Source organism: Komagataeibacter sp. SM21 (assembly GCF_041402665.1).
Lineage (GTDB): Bacteria > Pseudomonadota > Alphaproteobacteria > Acetobacterales > Acetobacteraceae > Komagataeibacter > Komagataeibacter saccharivorans.
On the sequence record NZ_JBGLOV010000015.1, the window covers coordinates 1 to 19739 of the forward strand.

Below are 19739 nucleotides of genomic sequence, written 5' to 3' on the forward strand. Positions count from 1 at the left end.
AGGCCATCCAGATCGACAAAGCGATCAATTGAACGCAAAAGGTGGCCAGCTGGCACATGATCTTCAAGACGGAACTCGTAGAACAGTGCCTCCTGTATTTTCGTTCGATCACCCATCATTTGCAGGTTCCTCCTGCGAAGAGTGAATCAGTGCTTCACTCTCAAAGCAAGCGCGACTTTTTCAACACTATCGGGGGAAAGCGGAATGTCGGTTATCGGCAAGCGATAACCGAAAGCAGCCGTACCCTGCGCCGATGTTCATGACGCCTACCAACCAATATGAGCGGTTCCGATGAGGGCCTCCGAATGTCAGTTCTCACCGGAACTGGTCGATCCATTCAGACAGAGCCCGCGTGCCCCTTCAGATTACCTCCATCGTCGAAGCATCACGCGGGATGAAGATCCAGACTACGCCTGGTCAGCATGTGGGCAAAGACCGCTTGCGCCTTCAAATCCACTTCGTTCAACCCATAGCTCTGGGGAAGGCCGGTTCGTTCATCGTAGAGGAAGTTCGTTATCGCCACGCGAACTGCATCGCGCGTCGCCTGCTTCCCGGCAAAATCCTGCACGGCGTCCAATTGCTGCTTCAGAACTTCATATAGTCCAACGGCGACCTTTTTCAGCTTGGCAATATCGCTCTTTTCCAAGTCAGGCTTCATCAGCAAATCGAACAGGGCCAATGTTTCTTCGTCCAATCCCTCGCGCACTGCACGACGCTGTTCGCCATCCAGTTCCTCTGCCAGTACCAGCAGGGCCGCAAAGGTCCGCTCGATGTTCACGGCATCCTTCTCGCTGTTATAATCCGAGACCAATTGCTCATAATGTTTTTGGAAATCGGTGCGTAATGGATTTTGGCGCAGCATCATTTCCAGCTTTTTCTGGATGGCATCCTTCAGGCTTTGCACGGTCGTATTTTTGCGGGGGCTGCGTTCAAATTCTTTCTTCAACTTCTCGAAATCGATCCGGCTAATGTCATACAGCCGATCATCCTGATCGTCGGGATCAACATGCGTTTCAATGCTCGCATTCACTACAGCATGCAGTTCGCGCATGATGTCGGAAATGTCGGCCTTTTTCACATCCTCCTCCAGGCTGTTGTAGATGACCTTGATCGCCGCAAACCGCTGGCGGTAAGCATTTACGGCGCGGAAGTTCACGCATGCTTTGAATTTCTTGAACACCTCGCGCGCCATGATCTGGAAGCGTTTACGGCTTTCGTCATTTTCGTTGACAGCTTCCTTGGCGTCGATAATCGCCTTGTTTCGATCAAATCCGACCTTCTCCAATATATCGAGCAACCGGAATTCACGCGAGGACAGGAAGCCTTCCGCCGCTTCGATGGCCTCCTCCAAATCAGCCAGCAGTTCTTCGGGTGGTCGGACTGGGTCGATTTCCGGCGGTGGATCGCCCGGATTGCCCAGCCCACCCCCAGGCGTCCCGGCATAGGTGGCTAGCGCCTTGCGGAGGTTCTTCAATATCCCGCAATAATCAACAATCAGGCCGTTGTTCTTTCCTGCACTTACCCGGTTGGCTCGCGCTATGGCCTGCATCAGCGTGTGCGCTTTCAGTGGCTTGTCCAGATACAGGGTCGAAAGGCTCGGCACATCGAAACCGGTCAGCCACATGGCGCAGACGATGGCTATACGGAATGGATGATCCTGTTTCTTGAAGGCCGTTTCCAGATCGATGCGCTTGCCGTCGTCCGTTTCAAAGCCATTCTTGATCAGCGCCCGGTGCGGCACGATGTCCAAATCCCATTTCCGGAATTTGTCGACTTCGCCCTGCTCCTCCGAAACTACCACGGCCGCCCTGGTGGACTTGACCCATGCAAGCTGGCGCTGCCGGTCGGCCAGGTCCTGTTCGTCAGTGGCTTGCGCCAGTGCCTTTTCAAGGCTGGCGATCCGCAAATCCCAATGCTTTGCGATCAGCGCGTGCATGCGGACGCACGTCACCTTGTCGATGCAGACCAGCATGGCTTTGCCGCTTTCCCAGCCGGTCGTGTAATGCTCCACGAAATCCGCCGCGACGGTGTCCAGCCGGGTCTCGGCGGTGATGATGTGATATTCGCGCTTCAGCTCATTTTCGAGCCGTTCGGTCACATTGGGATCGTCAAGTTCCAGCTCTTCCAGCTTGGCTGCGATCCTCTCGTTCAGGTCGTTGGTGGCAACGCCTAGCTTGTCACCGCGCGCATCATAATAAAGCGGCACAGTGGCATTATCTTCCACCGCCCGCTGGAAATCATAGGTGGAGATATAGTCGCCGAACGTCTGCTTCGTCGTCTCGTCGCCTGTCATCAACGGCGTGCCGGTAAAGCCCAGAAAGCTGGCATTTGGTAAGGCGTTGCGCATGTTGAGCGACAGCAGGCCGTTTTGCGTCCGATGCGCTTCGTCAGTGATGACAATGATGTCGTCGCGATCCGAATAGGGATTGTTGGGATTTACATCCTGATTGAAGCGATGGATCAGCGTGAAGACATAGGGCTTCTGCACCGCCAACAGCGATTTCAGCTCCGCGCCGGTCCCGGCCCGTACTTGCGCCTTGTCGTTGTTGACGAGGCCGCATCCGGCAAAGGTGCCGTAAATCTGACTGTCCAGGTCGATGCGGTCGGTGCACACCAGAAAGGTGAAATTCGCCCCGATCTTCCGATGAACCTTCTGCGTAAGGAAGGCGATGGAATAGCTCTTACCTGATCCCTGCGTGTGCCAGAACACGCCCAGCTTACCGCTTCGCGCCTTGCGATCCTTCACCGCCGCGATGGCCCGGTTGACACCCAGAAACTGGTGATTGCGCGCCACAATCTTGACCAGCCGTTCGCCGCCATCATCGAACAGGATGAAATTTTCCAGGATGTCGATGAAATTGGCCTTGGCGCAGACGCCCTTCAGCATCGTCTCCAGATCGACAACGCCTGGTTCATCCTCTTCCAACCGCTTCCAGTCGTTGAAATGCTCATAACGGCTGGAGAGCGAACCAATCTTCGCCTCATGACCGTTGGTCAGGATGATGAAGGCGTTGTGGTAAAATAGGTGAGGGATCGTGTCCTTATAATCGGACAGATTTTGCTCATAGGCGTGGCGGATGTCCTTATGGACTGCCTTGCACTCGACAAACAGCAGCGGCAGGCCATTGACGAAGCCGACAATGTCGGCGCGGCGGCGATACAGGTCACCCTTGATCCACAATTCCCGCACACATAGGAAATGGTTGTTTTCGGGCGTGTCGAAATCGATCAGGCGCAGCCGCTGTTTGACCAGTTCGCCCTTCGCATTGCGGAAGCTGGCCTGCACGCCATCCTTGACCAGCGCATAGGCGTCCCGGTTGATTGCCATCAGGCTCGACCCAAGCGGCGCATCGGTAATCTGGCGCAGCGCGTCGACATAGGCGGAGTCCGGCAGGCCGGGATTCAGCCGGATCAGCGCTTCGCCCAAATGGCGGGTGAGGATGACATCTTGTTCGGACGCCCGCCCCAGCGTCCCTTCCGCACCCAATATTTCGGTGTTGAACGCATACACGCTGTCCCAGCCCAGCGCGTCGGCTAGATAGTCGGCCATAGTCGCCTGAACCAGCGTGTCTTCGTTCAACGGCTTCATACAGTTAGGGTTCCGCTCATGAGTTTGGGAATAAGTAGATCGCGGGCTTTGGCGAGCTGGTCCGCTTGCTGCCTGAGGACAGCCATCATTTCGAAGTTTGGTTCGCATAGTTCGTGGAAAGCGATAAGCAGGTTTTCTGGCGGCATGATCATCTCTGCTCTTTCGAAATCATCTGGTCGTACGGCAGGATAACTCGCACCAGTCGTATGATTCATCAAATAATTCACGAAAGCATCTGTTGTCGTATGTAAATACAGGAACGAAAATGGCAAAATTGCGCTGCTCAGCACGGTAAAACCCGTCGAAAAAACATCGATTTCATCAGGATTCATCACCAGCGCATATGCGCGGAGGTTCGGCCGCACGTTGGACCAAATCACATCGCCATGCCTGGCTATCCGCCTCGCCCGCCCCGGCGCTTCTTCAGATGATATTGGGGAGTTGAGCGTGATTTCGCCTTTGTTCACTGCCGATATGTCGATGTAACGCAAATGCTCGGGTATGCTCTTTGCCGAGTATGATCGGCTATTCGTTGAGACGAGGTTACCCAGCCTAGTCGGCTCCCATCCCTCCGGCACGCCGTCGATAATTTTGACATGTTCATGGCCGGGGAAGCGAAAGCGGACGAACCATTCCTTGTAAAGCTGCCGCGCGGCCTCCTCTAACAAGGCAATCCGCCGCCGGTTATTTTCGATGAGATCATCATAGGCAGAGAGAATGTTGGCAATCCGCTTCTGATCTCCTTGTCCGTGATATTTCGCTTTTATCGGCTTCAGAATACCGTGGGTTATCAGTGGCTGCGCTGCGCCGCCTGCGTAACTACGGAGTGGCTGGTTCTTCAAACTATAGTAGAGATACTTTGCATCAAAGCCATCCAGCGGCTTAACGACAATGGTATTGTCAGAAGCCCAGAAACGCCCTTCGCAATACTCAACCGACCCACAGTAAGCGCCTACACGCCCAAGGATGACAGCATTTTCGTGATTGAAGGCTTTTGTCAAACCAATTGGGCCGTTCGAACCAAAAACTGGATAACCTGCACTTACAAGTTCTGGAGGCTTCTTTCCGTTATGAAAGCTAAGAACTTTGGAAAGGGGAAGTTCTATAAAAGTCACAGCCCCAATCCCGCAAAATTTGCCTGAATCTGCACAGCCAGCGCAGCTGCTTCCTCATTCAACCCGGCAAGCTCGATGTGAATATCGCGCATCACGCCTTCAAAATCGAAATCCTCATCCTCTTCTTCCGGAGCAACGCCGACATAGCGGCCTGGTGTCAGCGACCAGTCGTTTACCGCCAGTTCCGTCCGATCTACCAGCTTGACCAATCCCGGCACCGCGACCAGCCGTGCATCAGGAAAGCGGCTCAGCAGCCAGTGCGCCTGCCGGTGGAAATAGCGCACCAGCTTTAACTGATCGACTGCATCGATCCGCGCCTCCTCCAGCGCCTTGACTGGGCTGGTCTTGCCCCGCTTGCCGCCCGTATCGCGATGCGCCTTCTCCGCCAGCTTGAACAACTGGTCGATCTGCTTCACCAGATCACGGCTGGTTTCCGCCAGTGGTTCCAGAGCGTCACGGCCTTCATGTAGTTCGGCAATGGCGACCGTGCCATCGATCCATTCGTCGCCCAGTGATTTGGTCGCTGCGACATAGGTGTCCCAATCCACCTGAAAAACTGCGCGGGCGTCGGTCAACTTATCGGGCGCGCCTTCATCCAGCGTCTCGATCAGTCTGTCTAGCGCATCCAAAAACGGCTCCATCGCCGCGTCGCCTGCCAGCGCCTCAGCCATCGCCCGGTCCAGATAGGCGGCGACCAGTTCCCGGAATCGCTCCTCCTGCCCACGATAAAGCCAGAAGATCGCCGTCAAGTTCTGCGACTGTTCGGGGGAGAAGTCGAAAACCTTGCGAGTCACCTTGCGGAACACCTGCCGTGCATCGAGCATCAGCACCTTGTCGGCATGCTCCGCCGCCTTCGCCTTGTCGAACATCCACAATTCGCAGGGGACGGTGCGGGTATAGAAGAAATTACCCCGGATCGCGATCATCGCATCGACATGGCCAGTCTCGATCAGCTTTTGCCGAACCTTGGCTTCCTCCCCGCCCGCGCTCGATGCCTGGCTCGACATGACAAACCCCGCGCGGCCCGCATCCGATAAGTAGCTGTAGAAATAGCTAATCCACAGATAATTGCCGTTAGAAACTTTCTTGCTCTTGTTCACGCCGGGCAGACCAAAGGGCAGGCGGGGGTCGTTCTTGATCTTCACCGCGTCCACCTCGTCCACGTTGAACGGGGGATTGGCCATCACGAAATCGGCCTTGCCCACCAGTTCATGCGCGTCGGTATAATAGGTGATGCCGGGTTCAATCCGCCCTTCCAGCCCATGAACGGCAAGATTCATCTTGGCGAGCCGGATGGTCGTTGCGTTTTTTTCTTGACCGTAGAAGGTGGCGACCTTGGTCGGGTCTTGCTGCATCTTCTCGATGAAATGCGCGCTCTGGACGAACATGCCACCCGAACCGCAGGCGGGGTCCAACACGCTGCCATGATCCGGCTCGATCGCGTTGACAATCATCTGCACGATGGATGGGGGCGTGAAGAACTCGCCCCCGTCATGCGCGCTTTGATCAGCAAACTGCGTCAGGAAATATTCGTAGATGCGTCCGAACACGTCACCCTTTGCATTCTGAAGTGCTGGATCGTTGAAGATGCGCAGCACATCGCCCAGAACGTCGTTTTCCAGTTGCTGATATTCGTTTTTAGGCAGCACGCCCGCCAGCGTGGCATAGTCACCTTCCACCGCCTCCATGGCAGCAATGATCGCCTTTGCACGATCCGCACCGTCCGGCAGGCTGGCAAGATGATCGAACTGCGCTTCGGGTTGCAGGAAGATCGCGCCCCGGCTGGTGAAGTCTTCCTTGGTCAGCGGCCGGGTTACACCGCCACGGCTCGGCAGGCCCGCTTCAATTTCAGGCTTCACCGCCAGATAACGGCTGTAGGCATGGCGCAAGAAGATCAGACCCATGACGGGCAAGAAATACTCGTTACTGGCAAAATCACTGTTGGCGCGCAGTTGATCCGCCGCCGTCCACAGGCGTTTTTCAAGTGCTTCGATATTGGATTCCATTACGCTGGCCTGCTCTCCTTCTCTGGACTGCAGGATTAGCAGCCACGCATTCATCACGACAGAGGCATGATACCACTGCCGCCCTTTTTCGCCAGAGCGGCAATCAATTGCGACGCGTCAGCATCATTCAGTGGGTCGACTATCAGAATGCGGGGCGCTGCTTTGGCTGCTGCGCCCATAGCGAAGTTACGCCGCGTCCTGATCCGACCAAGGGGCCAGCCTCGCCGCATCGTTCGCCGCCTTGGTATATTGCGCTGCGAACCGACGTCGCCGATGCGCTTCCAGCACCGCGATGTATGGGCGACCAACACGCAGTTCGATCGCGCGGCGCAGGATACGGTCCTCCACCGCATCCCCTTCACCTAAAAACGTCGGCTTCCGGGCAATCGCCGTCATCACTTAGATGCCTGACTTGAGGCGGAAGCCGACATGAAAGCATCGCTGCGTCATATCGCTCCCTGCGCCAGTCACTCTTTCAGCTTCGACCATCGCCGCCTTCCGCCCTGATTACGCACGGCGATGGCCAGCGCCTTCTTCTGGCCCACCAGCACGACGAGTTTCCGGCCACGTGTCACCCCCGTGTAGAGCAGGTTCCGCGCGAGCATGGCGTAATGCTGCGTCACCAACGGGATGACGGCGGCCGGATATTCCGATCCCTGGCTCTTGTGGATGGTCGTGGCGTAAGCCAACACCAGTTCGTCCAGCTCGCCAAAGCCATAAACGACCTCCCGTCCATCGAATGAGACCGTCAGTTCACCCTCTTCGATATCGATCCTGTCGATAACGCCGAGATCGCCATTGAAAACATCCCGGTCATAATCGTTGGCGATCTGCATCACCTTGTCGCCCGGCCCATAGGTCCAGCCAAATCGCTCGACCTTCACCTCGCCTGGTGGGTTCAGCGCCTGCTGCAATTCGATATTCAGCGACCGTGCGCCAAGTCCACCCCGGTTCATCGGACAGAGCACCTGCACGTCCCGAACCGGGTCCAGCCCGAACCGGGCCGGAATGCGGTCCCTCACCACAGCCAACAGCTTGCGCAGTCCGATCTCTGGGTCGGCCGCCTCCACGAAGTAGAAATCCGAACCCTCTTCCGCGCTCAGTTCGGGCATCCTGCCCTCATTGATCCGGTGCGCGTTGGTAATGATCCGGCTCTGCGCCGCCTGACGGAACACCTCGGTCAGCCGCACCACCGGTACGGCGCCCGAGCCGATGATATCGGCCAGCACCTGCCCCGGCCCAACCGATGGCAACTGGTCCACATCGCCGACAATCAGCAGCGCTGCGCTGTCAGGCAACGCGCGTAGCAGGGACCGCATCAGAATCGTCCACGACCAGCAGATCGCAGGTCAGCGGGTTAGTGTCATCCCGCTTGAAACTGCCATTGGCCGGATCGGTCTCCAGCAGCCGATGGATGGTCTTGCCCTCCAGTCCGGTGCTTTCCGAGAGGCGTTTCGCTGCCCGTCCCGTCGGCGCGCAGAGCTGTACGTCCGTACCCTTGGCCGTCACAATCTTGAGGATGGCGTTGACCAGCGTGGTCTTGCCCACGCCGGGACCGCCGGTGATCACCAGCACCTTGCTGCGCAAGGCAAGGCGCACTGCCTCCTGCTGGCTGGGGGCCAGGGCAAGCCCGGTCTTGCCTTCCACCCAGGTCATGGCCTTTTCCGCGTCGATGTCAGGCCAGGGCGGACGGCCAATGGCGCAGGCGCGCAATCGCTCGGCGATGCTCTGCTCCGCGCGATAAAGACCAGCAAGGAAGATGCAGCCCGTCTCGCCCACGCTGTCGGCAACCACGTCGCCTGCTTCCAGTTCCAGCGCAAGGGCCGTCTCGATCAGGGGGGCCGCGACCTCCAGTAGTTCGGCGGTGCTGGTCAGCAATTCCCCCACCGGGAGGCCGCAATGCCCTTCATCCATCGCCTCGCCGAGCGCGTAGGAGATCCCGGCCCTCACCCGGATCATGGCGTCGGGTGCGATCCCCATCTTCCGGGCTATCTGGTCAGCGGTCTTGAATCCGATCCCGCGAATATCCTTCGCCAGCCGATAGGGGTTCTCGCTGATCAGTCTGACCGCGTCCTGCCCGTAGGTCTTGAAGATCCTCACTGCCCGCGAGGTGCCCACGCCGTTGCTGTGCAGGAACAGCATGATCTCGCGGATCACCTTCTGATCCGCCCAGCCACCGACAATCCGTTCGGCGCGCTTCGGGCCAATACCCGTCACCTCCCGCAGGCGATGCGGTTCCTGCTCGATCAGATCGAACACGGCCTCGCCGAACGCTTTCACCAGTTTCTTCGCATAAACCGGCCCAATGCCCCGGATCATGCCAGAGCCAAGATAACGTTCGATGCCCTCGACCGTGGTCGGCGGGCTGGCCTTGAGGAACTCGGCCTTGAACTGGAGGCCGTGGGTATGGTCGTTGAACCAGCGCCCCGACATCTGCACAAACTCGCCCGCCGAAATCATGGCGGCATGGCCGACAACGGTGACCAGATCACGCTGCCCCCGCACCTTCACGCGCAGGACGCAGAAACCATTTTCGGCGTTGTGGAACGTCACCCGCTCCACGAGGCCGGCCAGCGCCTCGGACGACGCAACCGCGCCGCTCAACGGGACTCTCCTGCCAGCACGGAATCGAGAGGATCAGACACCATGATCCACCGTAACATGGGATCGCACCACTGACCGTCGCCGGGTTCCATCACACCCAACACGCGATCGTGAAACGCCTGCGATCAGTCGTCTCTACGCTGCGCTTTCCATCCCATTTGCATCCTATGTGCATCCTGCGGAGTGATTCAGGCACAAAAAAAGCCACCCGATTGGGTGGCTTTTTTTCTGTCTTTTCAGACATTTATGCTTGGTTGCGGGGATAGGATTTGAACCTATGACCTTCAGGTTATGAGCCTTTAGTCCCGATCTACGACCTGATCGCCTGATTTACGCCAAAACCACCAATTTTACACCACCATCATCACTTTTTAGAGATGACTTTTCGGTCGAACTTGTCGCGCCTACGGTGCTCCACCCTTGCTTACGCGGGAACACACTTCCCAACTGCATCCTATACACATCCTTGTTTTTTCCTATACGCACGCCATGCGAGCAGCAATACAGCGATCGAAAACCTCGCTCACGGTGCTGAGCGCGGAATTCGGGATCAATCCAAAAACAGTGGCGAAGTGGCGGAAGCGTCAGACTGGCGGAGATCAGAAGACCGATCCCAGAGAGCCGCACTCAACGGTCCTGTCCGAGACGGACGAAACGATGATCGTGGCTTTTCGTCGACATGCTTTACTGCCTCTGGATGATTGTCTTTATGCGTTGCAGGCCACCATCCCGCATCTGACACGCTCAGCGCTGCATCGCTGTCTTCAGCGTCACGGGATTTCACGCCTGCCTGACATTGAAGGGGACAAACCGAAGTGTCAGCGCTTCAAACGCTACCCGATCGGGTTTCTACCTCGACATCGCCGAGGTCCAGACCACTGAAGGCAAACAGCATCTTTTCGTCGTCATAGACCGGACAAGCAAGTTTGCGGTGGTGCAGCTCGCGGACAAGGCGAACAGAAGAACAGACTGGGAGTTTCTCGAACATCTTCTGCGTGTCGTGCCCTACCGGATTCATGCCATCCTGACCGACAATGACATCCAGTTCGCCGAGCAGCCTCGTAGCCGCGGTATGGCATGGTCACGTTCCATGTGTTTCGACATGATCTGCAAGACCAACGGGATCGAGCATCACCTGACGAAACCCAATTGCCCCTGCACCAATGGGCAGGTCGAACGGACGTGTCGTACAGTCAGGGAAGCAACCGTTAAACGGTTCCATTATACCAGTCATGAGCAGTTGAGGACGCACTCAATGATTTCATGGCCGCCTATAAGTGCGGGCGAAGGCTCAGGACCCTCAACGGTCTCACACCCTATGAATACATCTGCAAGATCTGGAGTGCAGAGCCAGAAAGATTCATCACCAAACCAACTCATCAAACCACGGAACTAAACAACTAGGTTCTGTTGACAAAAGATGGTAGCCACAATTTTACGGCTGCGAGGTTAAGAAAGGCGAGGAACGATTTTCTTGTCTTGTCATATCGTGTGGCGATACGTCGGAACTGCTTCAGTTTGTTGAACATCCGCTCGATACGGTTTCGATCCCGATAACGACGGAAGTCGCAGGGAATATCCTCTGTGCGATTTGAACGCGGTGGGATTACGGGAAGAATGCCTCGAAAAAGCAGGTTCTCTCGTATCCTGTCACTATCATACCCCTTGTCGGCCAGAAGTCGGCGCGGTGTTGCGACCGGCAGGTCCATCAGGGCATCAGCGCCGGAATAATCAGAAACTTCACCCCCCGTCAGGTCGAAGCCAAGAGGGCGTCCCTGACCGTCAGCACGGGCGTGGTTCTTGCTCGTAAAGCCGCCGCGGCTTCGACCAAAGCCTTCCTTATGCGTCCCCCTTTTGCGCCAGCTGCCTGGCTGTGAGCCCGAACGACCGTGCTGTCGATCATGTGCTGCCAGTCATCGGTCAGACCGAGTTCAACCAGCGTTTCCAGCAGAGCGTCCCAGACGCCCTGTTCTGCCCATCGACGGAACCACACATAGACCGAGTTCCATTTTCCGTAGCGCTCATGCATGTCCCGCCATGGGCAACCAACACGCAGGACATAAAGCATTCCATTGAGAAACAGACGGTTATCCTGTGCCGGTCGTGACCAACGGCCACGTTCAGGCGGCAGCAGGCCGCCAATGATCGCCCATTCCTCGTCCGTCAGGTCGCCACGCATCCACAGGCCTCCGCAAAGACCAACGTTGAATCACGTCCAAGCCAGTCTGAAAAGATCTTTGTCAACAGAACCTAACAGAGTAACCTGATCGGGAAGGATAATTTCGGGCCACATCCGGTTTTGCAAAGCCATGAAGCCTGATTGAATGACAAGGATGAAGGCGAGAGCAGAAGCTTAGAGCCCAATGCTCAGAGGCGCTTCATAACGTTTACACATCAAGCAGGAGACGGGCCACCATGCCGGCGTGAGCGCCCGGGCCGGGCGGCGCGAAGGCCTGTCCCGCGACGAATACCCCCTCCATCAGCAGCACCAGACCGGAGGTCAGAGGCTCAGGGTCACGTGCGTCCAGAAGCGCGACGCGCGAGGCGATCCAGTCAGCCATCGCCTGCTTCAGTCGCGCGGCCTCCTGGCGGACCGGGTGGTCGCGATCGGGGAACTCCAGAATTGCGTTTGTCAGCCCGCAGCCGCGATAGGCCGGACGGGAGGCCCGTTCAGCCAGACCGTCGAAATAGGCGAGGAGTTGGCCGCGCGGATCGTCAGGACAGGCGGCCTCGGCCTCCTCGAAGCGCGTACGACAGGTCCGGAAGAATTCATCGAGATAGACCGCAGCCAGGCCATCCTTGGACTCATAGGCACGATAGAGCGACGGCTTGGTGACACCCGCGTTCTGCACTATCTCGTCGACACCGACGCCGCGTATTCCGTTGCTGTAGAACAGTTCGCGAGCTGATTTCCGGATACGTTCGGCGGCGCTGACGCCGCTGGTGGGTCGCTTCATGACATATTTCCGCTTGACGATGTTACCGACCGGTACCTACGCTGAATGTATTGTAACTTACCGGTCAGTCATATGAGCAGAAACCTTCACATCCGCAAGGGTACCGTCTTCGTGGCGGTCGTAGCGCTCACCTTTCTTTCCTTGCTGGTGTCGGCCGGCGTGCGCGCGACACCCGGCATCCTGATGATGCCCCTGCAAATGGAGTTGGGGTGGAGCCGGACCACGGTCTCATCGGTCGCCGCGTTAGGCATTTTCCTCTACGGTTTCGTGGGACCGTTCTCGGCGGCGCTGATGCAGTCGATCGGTATCCGGCGCACGCTGATCGGTGCGCTTCTGCTGATCAGCGCATCGTCCGCACTTTCGCTGTTCATGACCGCGCCGTGGCAATTCTTTCTCACCTGGGGCCTGCTGACCGGTCTCGGCACTGGGGCAGTCGCAATGGTGCTCGGAGCGACGGTCGTCAATCGCTGGTTCGTGGCGCGTCGCGGCACGGTCATGGGGCTGCTCGCGGCGAGCACGGCGACGGGGTCACTGCTGTTCCTGCCGGCACTGGCTTCCCTCGCACAGACGCATGGCTGGCGAGGGCCGATCATCGCCGTGACGGTCGTTTGCCTGGGCCTCGTACCGCTCGTCGTGCTATTCTTACCCGAGCACCCCGAGCGTCTGGGACTGGTGCCGCACGGGGCGCAGGAGGGTTATGCCCCTTCCGCACGCCCGTCGCGCCATCCGCTGCGCATCGCGGTGTCGGCGCTGCGCGAAGCTATGACGACGCGGGATTTCTGGTTGCTGTTCCTGACGTTCTTCGTGTGCGGCTTCACGACGAACGGGCTGATCGGCACGCATTTCATCGCGATCTGCGCTGATCACGGCGTCGATGAAGTCCCGGCAGCGGGGTATCTCGCGCTCATGGGGCTCTTCGACCTGTTCGGCACCACCGCCTCGGGCTGGCTCACCGACCGGATGGATGCGCGGCGGCTGCTTTTCGCCTATTACGGACTGCGCGGCCTGTCGCTGATGGCGCTGCCATTCGTAGACTTCCACGGCGTCAGTCTGGCGCTGTTCGGCGTGTTCTACGGCTTGGATTGGATCGCAACGGTGCCGCCAACGCTTCGGCTCGCCAACGCCGCCTTCGGCGAGGCACGCGCACCGGTCGTATTTGGATGGATCGTGTTCGGTCATCAAATCGGCGCGGCCCTCGCGGCGTCGCTCGCGGGTGTGCTGCGCCAAGCACAGGGAAGCTATCGTGACATGCTGGTAATGGCTGGGATCGCCGGGGTGGTCGCGGCTCTGATGGCGCTGCGGATCAGGCGGTCCCCGGCGCAGGGCGTCGCCGTCGCTGCGGAGTGAGGCGAGCCGATGCATGGTTGATGCCGACACCCGACCGGCCGTGCGTTTCGCCCACGTCTCGGCAGGACTTTCTCGCGTATCGGTCGCCAACTTTCCCGAGGCTCTCTCCCTCCACGATCACTCGCGACGGAAGCGCCCGAGCGACGCGGCGCGCGTTCATCGCCACGGCGTGGTAAAACATGATGAGACGACGGTAAACGGAGCGCGTCGATCGCATCGTGCCGATGGACGGAACGCCCGCATTCCGGCATCACAACCATGGGAGTGGACGTCCGCCATGGAGGCTCTGCTGCCTGTCTGCTAAATTCACCCGGTGGACAGGCATCTTTGGCCGGTGAATCGGCGATTGCTGGAACCACAAAATCTGACATAGTCCGATGGGCAGAGCCTCACACACGGAGCCGCATGATCAGATGATAAAGGACCGAAGTTCCATCACGTCGCGTTTGGGTGCTGTCCCGAACCTGCGAACATAGTCCCGACTGAACTGCGACGGGCTTTCGTAACCAACTTCAAACGCCGCGTGCGAGACGTTGACGTCCTCTGATACCATCAGGCGGCGCGCCTCAAGCAGACGCAACTGTTTTTGATACTGGAGCGGTGTCATAGACGTCAGTGTCTTGAAATGCTGATGGAAAGACGAGAGGCTCATGCGTGCAACGGCGGCAAGATGCTCAATCCTTACCGGCTTCGTAAAGTTGGCGCGCAGCAGATGAATGGCCTCTGCAACCCGTTGCATGTGACTGTCGGGCAGGACGAGTTTACAGACCTCGCCCGCATGAGGCCCTGTTAACAGCCAGAAACAGATTTCCCGCATGATCGCAGGCCAGAGGATCGGGGGCGCCGCAGGATTATCAAGCAGTCGTACAAGTCGTCGGATGCAATCCGCCAGATCTTCAGATAGGTCGGCGACGAAGACCCCGATACCCTGATCATTCGAGGGAACGGGCGGCTGAGCGAGTTCCGCCATAACTTCACGCAGGATCCCTGCGTCCAGATCCAGGGTGATGCCGATATAGGGACATTCAGAGCTCGCTTCTGTCACACGGCCAAGAGCGGGTATTTCGATGCTGACCAGCAGGAACGCCATGGCGCCATACTCAAAAATGGCATCGCCAAACTCCACCGCCTTCGCACCCTGAAGGGTGATGCAGAGCGACGGTTTGTAGACCATGCCACTCGGCGGCGTCTTTTCGCTCAGTCTGATGATATTCAGACCGTCGAACGACGTCGTGCAAAGCCCATTCGCGCCACAACCCTGCGCGTCCAGATAGCAGGTTACAGCTCTGGCGAGAGATGAAGACATGCCTTGCTCCGGCCCAAATTCCAACGGCTCCAATCTACACCCTGCGCATGGCCTGAGCCAGACCATTGCAGGATCGGGCAAGAAATTTGGCAGTTCGGGCATTCGTCCTCCCGACAGGCACAGCTAAATATCGAGCAGCTGCCGAGATCAATGGCGAGCGCCATCGGACTATCGACCATTACTCCCCAAAGAGAATTTGTTGCTTTTACAGGAACCGAATATGAGAAAATGGACGACATCAGACATTCCAGACACACGTGGCCGTTCATTCGTCGTGACTGGGACCGGCGGCCTTGGGTTTGAGGATGCGCTGGCGCTCGCGCGCGCCGGAGCAACGGTAATTCTCGCCGGACGAAACCCGAGCAAAGGCGCAGAAGCTGTCGTCCGGATCAAAAGGGACACTCCCAAGGCAGACATCAGCTTTGAGGCTCTTGATCTGGCTGATCTTGCGTCAATTGCCGCGTTTGGCGAACGTCTGCGTAGCCAACATGATCATCTCGACGTGCTTATCAACAATGCTGGCGTGATGATGCCACCCACACGTAAAGTGACCTCGGATGGTTTCGAACTGCAGTTTGGAACCAATTATCTTGGACATTTCGCCCTCACCGCGCATCTGCTGCCCCTGCTTCGCAAGGGGGACCATCCGCGCGTTGTAACACTCTCCAGCATTGCAGCGCGTGACGGTCGGATCACGTTTGATGATCTTCAGGCAACACGTAACTATAAGCCCATGCCGGTCTACAGCCAGTCCAAGCTGGCTTGCCTGATGTTTGCGTTGGAACTCCAGCGTCGCAGCGAAGCGGGAAACTGGGGGATCACCAGCATCGCCGCCCATCCCGGCATTTCGCGTACGGATCTGCTTCCGAACGGGGCTGGGGCTTCGAGCATATTGGGCCTTGCGCGGCGGATATTGTGGTTTCTCTTCCAGCCAGCCGCCCAGGGCGCACTCCCGACACTTTTCGCCGCGACGTCATCGGAGGCAAAAGGGGGCTGCTATTATGGCCCCGATAAACTGAGCGAGACGCGGGGGTATCCCACCGCCGCCAAAATGCCCCCCGCAGCGCTCGACCGGCAGGATGCTGCCCGCCTGTGGGATATCTCCGAACAGGTTACCCATGTGCAATTCGGGTAAGCAGGGCCACCACAATCGGCGAACACACTGGAGACGTTGACGATTACGCCCCCGTCCACGGCCAAAATCGCGGGATTTCATATTTGAGTCCGTAGAACAGGTTGCTGAAGTCAATACCGATCATGCGGTTCCAGATTACGCCGGTATCCGAGGCACCGTACAGGCCATGAGCGGCCCGTTTGATGGACGTCAGGCGTAGTAAGCAGGCTGTTCGAGATCAGCGAGCAGTGAAGGGCCTGTCGGGTTCCAGCCGAGAAGCGCACGCGTTCGCGCACTGGAAGCCGCCATGTTACCGCCCGCCATGGTGGCGAACCAGCCAAAATGCTCCCGTTCTCTCGGCTCGGCCGGCAAGCCGAGCCGACGACCAATGATGCTGGCAATGTCCCTGAACGGCACGGCTTCATCGGCAACAGCATGATAGACGGGTTCGGTTACGCCCTGTTCGAGCGCAAGCCGATAGACTTTTGCCGCGTCCAGTCGATAGACGCCGGACCATTTGTTCTGGCCGTCACCGATATAGGCTGATACCCCCTTTTCGCGCGCCAGGCGAATGACGATCGGAATGAACCCGTGATCGCCGATGCCGTGTACTGACGGCGCGAGCCGCACCGTGGCAACACGGACACCACGTTCCTTCAGCGCCCGCGCGGCCACCTCAGACCTGCGCGGAGAGGCCGGATCAGGCAGGTCCGCCTCCGTTGCGCCGGCAGACAGGCCCGACAGACCGGATGTGACGAGAAGCGGGCGTTCCGATCCTTCCAGCGCACTGCCCAACGCCTCAATCACACGCTGATCCTGCGCCGCACTTTCGGGGAATTTCGAGAAATCATGGTTGAACGCCGTGTGAATGACCGCATCTGCTGTTGAGGCGGCGTTTTTCAGCGCGTCCAGATCATCGAGCGTGGCGCGTAAGACCGTCGCACCGGACGCGGCCAGCCGAGCCGCCTTTTCATCATTCCGGGCCAGGCCGGTCACCTGATGCCCGGCACCGATCAGATCCTGAACCACGGCGGAACCGATCCAGCCGGTGGCCCCTGTTACGAAGACATGCATGGTTCCGTCCTCTTCAGATATTGGAATTATGTTCAGCCAAGCCTTACGGACAGTTCGACATCCCCGGCGAACGGTACGGAGAGATACCCGGCGGCAGGAGAGCGGACGCGCGCCAGATACGCAGGGCTGTGATCGGCATTATCCGCGACGATCAGCGCGCCGGTCTGCAGCCTGTCCTCCAGAAGATCGAGAATATCGGGGTAGAGCGGCTTGGCACCGTCAAGCAGTACGAGATCGATGCTCTCGGGGAGACCGGTCGCCAGCGTCTGCAGGGCGTCGCCCTCGCGGAACTCCACAAGATCGGCCAGATCCGCTTCTTCAAGATGATGTCGGGCGCGAGCAATCTTGGAGGGTTCAAACTCGGTGGTAATCAGCCTGCCACCGCCATTGTCGCGCAGCGCGGCGGCGAGATGGATGGTGGAAAGACCGAAGGACGTTCCAAATTCAACAATGCCTTTCGCCCAGTTGGCGCGTGCCAGCATGTAAAGCAGCGTACCCGTCTCACGCGAAACAGGGAGCCACAGGTCTTTTGCGAGACCATAGAATTTCCGATAGTCGGTCCGGCTTCCGGCAAGGCGCTGCAATTCCTCACTGGGCAATTCCGAGATGGCAGGGCTTGTTGCGGCGTCTGCCTCAGCAAACAGGCGATCCAGCAAAGGCGCAACAGGCGCGCTGGTCAGCGTCGAGGTCTTTTCGAGGGTCACGGGGGCGGTCATGGGGTGATCTCCGCACTAGGTTTCGCGCTTTCCGTGCGCCCTACAAAAATACGACGAATCCGTCATTTCCACTATTCGCATTGCGCCGCCCACAGAACGGCTTTGAAATACTCAGTGTTTTTCATCAGAAATATTGGGAGCGCGCCGCCGGGCTCATCGAGCGGGTTCGCATTTCCCACACGGGAGGCAGAGCAGTTACCGCTCTCGGTCAAACAGTATAGTCGGCCGAGATCTTCACAAGCCAGGCGCAGAACATGTCGGCCATGGCGTCCGCATAGGCATCGATTTCCGCGATTGTCCGGGCAGTCCCGGAAAATTCCTTGCCGACCGCGCTGAAGGTCATCGTGATCAGATCAGCCGCCAGCTCACGCGTTCGGTCGGGCGCGTCCGGGAGAAGCTCCTGCATGAAACGCAGCATGATCCGGTCGCCGGATTCCCGTGCTTCCGAGGCCTCGGGCGCATCCCGATAAAGAGGAGCCGCATCGCCCAGCGCCACGCGAACTGCCGCCTCTTCGCATTCGGAGCGTATGAAGGCATGAGTGACCGCGCGCAAACGCTCCAGGGGCGGATGACGCTTATCCTCAAGGATATCGCGCAGCATTCCTGTCGTTCGCCGCCATTCGTCGGCCTGGAGCCGGAACAGGATCGCTGCCTTGTTGGGAAAATACTGATACAGTGAACCAACGCTTACGCCTGCCTTCTCGGCAACGCGCGCTGTCGTAAAGCGGGTGGCACCTTCCTCCGCCAGCACCAGTGTTGCGGCTTCCAGAATGGTTGCCACAAGCCCGGCGGAGCGGGTTTGCTTGGGCTGTTTTCGGGCCGAAATTCGAGGCTTGGGACGATCGGTCATGCCACTCCGTAAAACGCGAACAAGCAATGTGACGAATTAATCGTGTTTCCAGTCCCGCGCAAGCGGAGCCAGTCGGCCAATTCCCTGCATCAGGCCGCAGGAAAGCCTGGTTCCGGCCAGTGGCGTCTCTACTCGTCCCAACTAGGCGCTCGCGTTACCGACATACTCCCACACAACTGGTTGATCTGGGCAAGACCCGTCCTTGACCGGACGTGTGTCAAACGCTGGCGAGAGCGTAATGGCCGCGACAGGCAGGGAGACAGGAGAACCGCCCGAGCCTTGCTCACATGTCATCAGGTGCGTGCTTTCCATATGGCGGTCCAGCGCCACCTGTGATCTCCAACTTTCCAAAAGATATTATACCGGTTTCCAGCCAAGGCACACATACAAGCCTGAAAGTGGCCCACGTCTTTGCTCCAGCCTCCGGCTTTACGGCCAGAACGCAGTCTGGCAGAAAGAGAGCGCCGAAAAAGACGTATGTCGGTTTGGTAAGCCCGACGCCCTGAACATGGTTCTGATCATGCTCTCCTGCCAGAGCAGATCCCGCGGCCGGATCACATGGTTCAGACGCCATGATGTGACGGCTGTCGCGCGTCCTGTCCTCAAGGGGAACAGGATGGATCACCCGTTCACAGGTCCGCCTGCAACGCATGATACAGGGCTTTTCGGATGAAGCTGAACCATATCAACCTCTGCACCAGCAACGTGCTGGCACTGTCTTCCCTGCTCGAAAAACACTTCGGGTTTGTTCTTGAAGAAACACGCGGACAGCACGCTTTTGCCCAGCTTACGGGCACGGATGGCATGACGCTGGTCCTGATGGACATGAGCAAAATGCCCCAGCCCTACCCGCGCAATTTCCATATCGGGTTCATTCTCGATGATCCGCAGGAGGTGCGCACCCGACATGCCAGCCTGTGCGCTGACGGCTATCTGCCAGGACCGGTGGAAGTCATGACGCGTGGGCGTGACCGCTGGACCCTGTTCTATCACCCCGCAGGTGACGACCTGCTGATTGAGGTCAGTGCACAGGAACCGGCGTGACTATCGCGCCTGTCGCC

12 protein-coding genes and 3 pseudogenes are annotated in these 19739 nt (G+C 58.3%); 4 read left to right on the top strand and 11 right to left on the bottom strand.

Annotated elements, in window-relative coordinates:
* Positions 1 to 385: 385 nt before the first annotated feature.
* From ACBR42_RS13365 to ACBR42_RS13385, 5 genes and pseudogenes are all read right to left on the bottom strand, one after another.
* Positions 386 to 3589, bottom strand: a complete 3204-nt coding sequence (locus ACBR42_RS13365) for a type I restriction endonuclease subunit R (RefSeq protein WP_371208320.1) — start codon at positions 3587 to 3589, stop codon at positions 386 to 388.
* The gene (locus ACBR42_RS13370; protein WP_371208321.1) at positions 3586 to 4704 is read right to left on the bottom strand and encodes a restriction endonuclease subunit S; all 1119 of its coding nucleotides are present in this window, start codon (positions 4702 to 4704) and stop codon (positions 3586 to 3588) included. Before ACBR42_RS13370 ends, ACBR42_RS13365 begins: the two co-directional genes overlap by 4 nt.
* Complete coding sequence (locus ACBR42_RS13375; RefSeq protein ID WP_371208322.1) at positions 4701 to 6710, bottom strand: N-6 DNA methylase; 2010 nt, start codon at positions 6708 to 6710, stop codon at positions 4701 to 4703. The genes ACBR42_RS13370 and ACBR42_RS13375 overlap by 4 nt, the downstream gene beginning before the upstream one ends.
* A 186-nt stretch (positions 6711 to 6896) precedes the next feature.
* Positions 6897 to 7109: a hypothetical protein gene (locus tag ACBR42_RS13380; RefSeq protein ID WP_371208323.1), complete on the bottom strand. Its 213-nt coding sequence runs from the start codon at positions 7107 to 7109 to the stop codon at positions 6897 to 6899.
* A gap of 68 nt (positions 7110 to 7177) precedes the next feature.
* Positions 7178 to 9170, bottom strand: a pseudogene (locus ACBR42_RS13385) (ATP-dependent RecD-like DNA helicase).
* Between the two features lie 633 nt (positions 9171 to 9803).
* Between ACBR42_RS13385 and ACBR42_RS13390 the strand changes: the two are divergent.
* Positions 9804 to 10718 (top strand): annotated as a pseudogene (locus ACBR42_RS13390) (IS481 family transposase).
* On the opposite strand, the pseudogene ACBR42_RS13395 reads toward ACBR42_RS13390, so the two are convergent.
* Together ACBR42_RS13395 and ACBR42_RS13400 are read right to left on the bottom strand one after the other, a co-directional pair.
* Positions 10715 to 11469, bottom strand: a pseudogene (locus ACBR42_RS13395) (IS5 family transposase); the annotation flags it as partial. The pseudogenes ACBR42_RS13390 and ACBR42_RS13395 sit on opposite strands and share 4 nt — an antisense overlap.
* Positions 11470 to 11701: 232 nt before the next feature.
* A complete protein-coding gene (locus tag ACBR42_RS13400; protein ID WP_132305497.1) occupies positions 11702 to 12271 on the bottom strand; it encodes a TetR/AcrR family transcriptional regulator in 570 nt (189 codons plus the stop codon).
* A 72-nt stretch (positions 12272 to 12343) separates the two neighbouring features.
* On the opposite strand from ACBR42_RS13400, the gene ACBR42_RS13405 reads away from it, so the two are divergent.
* Positions 12344 to 13618 (top strand): MFS transporter, encoded by a 1275-nt coding sequence (locus ACBR42_RS13405; RefSeq protein WP_371208324.1) that lies wholly within the window; start codon positions 12344 to 12346, stop codon positions 13616 to 13618.
* Positions 13619 to 14027: 409 nt separating this feature from the next.
* On the opposite strand, the gene ACBR42_RS13410 is transcribed toward ACBR42_RS13405, so the two are convergent.
* Entirely contained in the window at positions 14028 to 14924 is an 897-nt protein-coding gene (locus ACBR42_RS13410) for an AraC family transcriptional regulator N-terminal domain-containing protein (RefSeq protein ID WP_371208325.1), read from the bottom strand.
* Positions 14925 to 15144: 220 nt separating this feature from the next.
* Between ACBR42_RS13410 and ACBR42_RS13415 the strand changes: the two genes are divergently transcribed.
* Positions 15145 to 16059 (top strand): SDR family oxidoreductase, encoded by a 915-nt coding sequence (locus ACBR42_RS13415; RefSeq protein ID WP_371208326.1) that lies wholly within the window; start codon positions 15145 to 15147, stop codon positions 16057 to 16059.
* 189 nt (positions 16060 to 16248) lie between these two features.
* On the opposite strand, the gene ACBR42_RS13420 is transcribed toward ACBR42_RS13415, so the two are convergent.
* The 3 genes from ACBR42_RS13420 to ACBR42_RS13430 form a co-directional block, all read right to left on the bottom strand.
* Entirely contained in the window at positions 16249 to 17112 is an 864-nt protein-coding gene (locus tag ACBR42_RS13420; RefSeq protein ID WP_371208327.1) for an SDR family oxidoreductase, read from the bottom strand.
* A 32-nt stretch (positions 17113 to 17144) separates the two neighbouring features.
* Positions 17145 to 17828 carry an O-methyltransferase gene (locus ACBR42_RS13425; protein WP_371208328.1) on the bottom strand — a complete coding sequence of 228 codons (684 nt, stop codon included), beginning with the start codon at positions 17826 to 17828 and terminating at the stop codon, positions 17145 to 17147.
* A 208-nt stretch (positions 17829 to 18036) separates the two neighbouring features.
* On the bottom strand, positions 18037 to 18678 hold the full coding sequence (locus tag ACBR42_RS13430; RefSeq protein ID WP_371208329.1) for a TetR family transcriptional regulator: 642 nt from the start codon (positions 18676 to 18678) through the stop codon (positions 18037 to 18039).
* A 669-nt stretch (positions 18679 to 19347) separates the two neighbouring features.
* Here ACBR42_RS13430 and ACBR42_RS13435 point away from each other — a divergent pair.
* Positions 19348 to 19722, top strand: coding sequence for a VOC family protein (locus ACBR42_RS13435; protein WP_371208330.1), 375 nt, complete (start codon positions 19348 to 19350; stop codon positions 19720 to 19722).
* Positions 19723 to 19739 lie beyond the last annotated feature (17 nt).

Coding starts and splice junctions, on each gene's coding strand:
- ACBR42_RS13400 (WP_132305497.1), bottom strand. CDS start 12,271: ATGAAGCGACCCACCAGCGGCGTCAGCGCCGCCGAACGTATCCGGAAA.
- ACBR42_RS13410 (WP_371208325.1), bottom strand. CDS start 14,924: ATGTCTTCATCTCTCGCCAGAGCTGTAACCTGCTATCTGGACGCGCAG.
- ACBR42_RS13420 (WP_371208327.1), bottom strand. CDS start 17,112: ATGCATGTCTTCGTAACAGGGGCCACCGGCTGGATCGGTTCCGCCGTG.
- ACBR42_RS13405 (WP_371208324.1), top strand. CDS start 12,344: ATGAGCAGAAACCTTCACATCCGCAAGGGTACCGTCTTCGTGGCGGTC.
- ACBR42_RS13375 (WP_371208322.1), bottom strand. CDS start 6,710: ATGGAATCCAATATCGAAGCACTTGAAAAACGCCTGTGGACGGCGGCG.
- ACBR42_RS13435 (WP_371208330.1), top strand. CDS start 19,348: ATGAAGCTGAACCATATCAACCTCTGCACCAGCAACGTGCTGGCACTG.
- ACBR42_RS13415 (WP_371208326.1), top strand. CDS start 15,145: ATGAGAAAATGGACGACATCAGACATTCCAGACACACGTGGCCGTTCA.
- ACBR42_RS13430 (WP_371208329.1), bottom strand. CDS start 18,678: ATGACCGATCGTCCCAAGCCTCGAATTTCGGCCCGAAAACAGCCCAAG.
- ACBR42_RS13425 (WP_371208328.1), bottom strand. CDS start 17,828: ATGACCGCCCCCGTGACCCTCGAAAAGACCTCGACGCTGACCAGCGCG.
- ACBR42_RS13365 (WP_371208320.1), bottom strand. CDS start 3,589: ATGAAGCCGTTGAACGAAGACACGCTGGTTCAGGCGACTATGGCCGAC.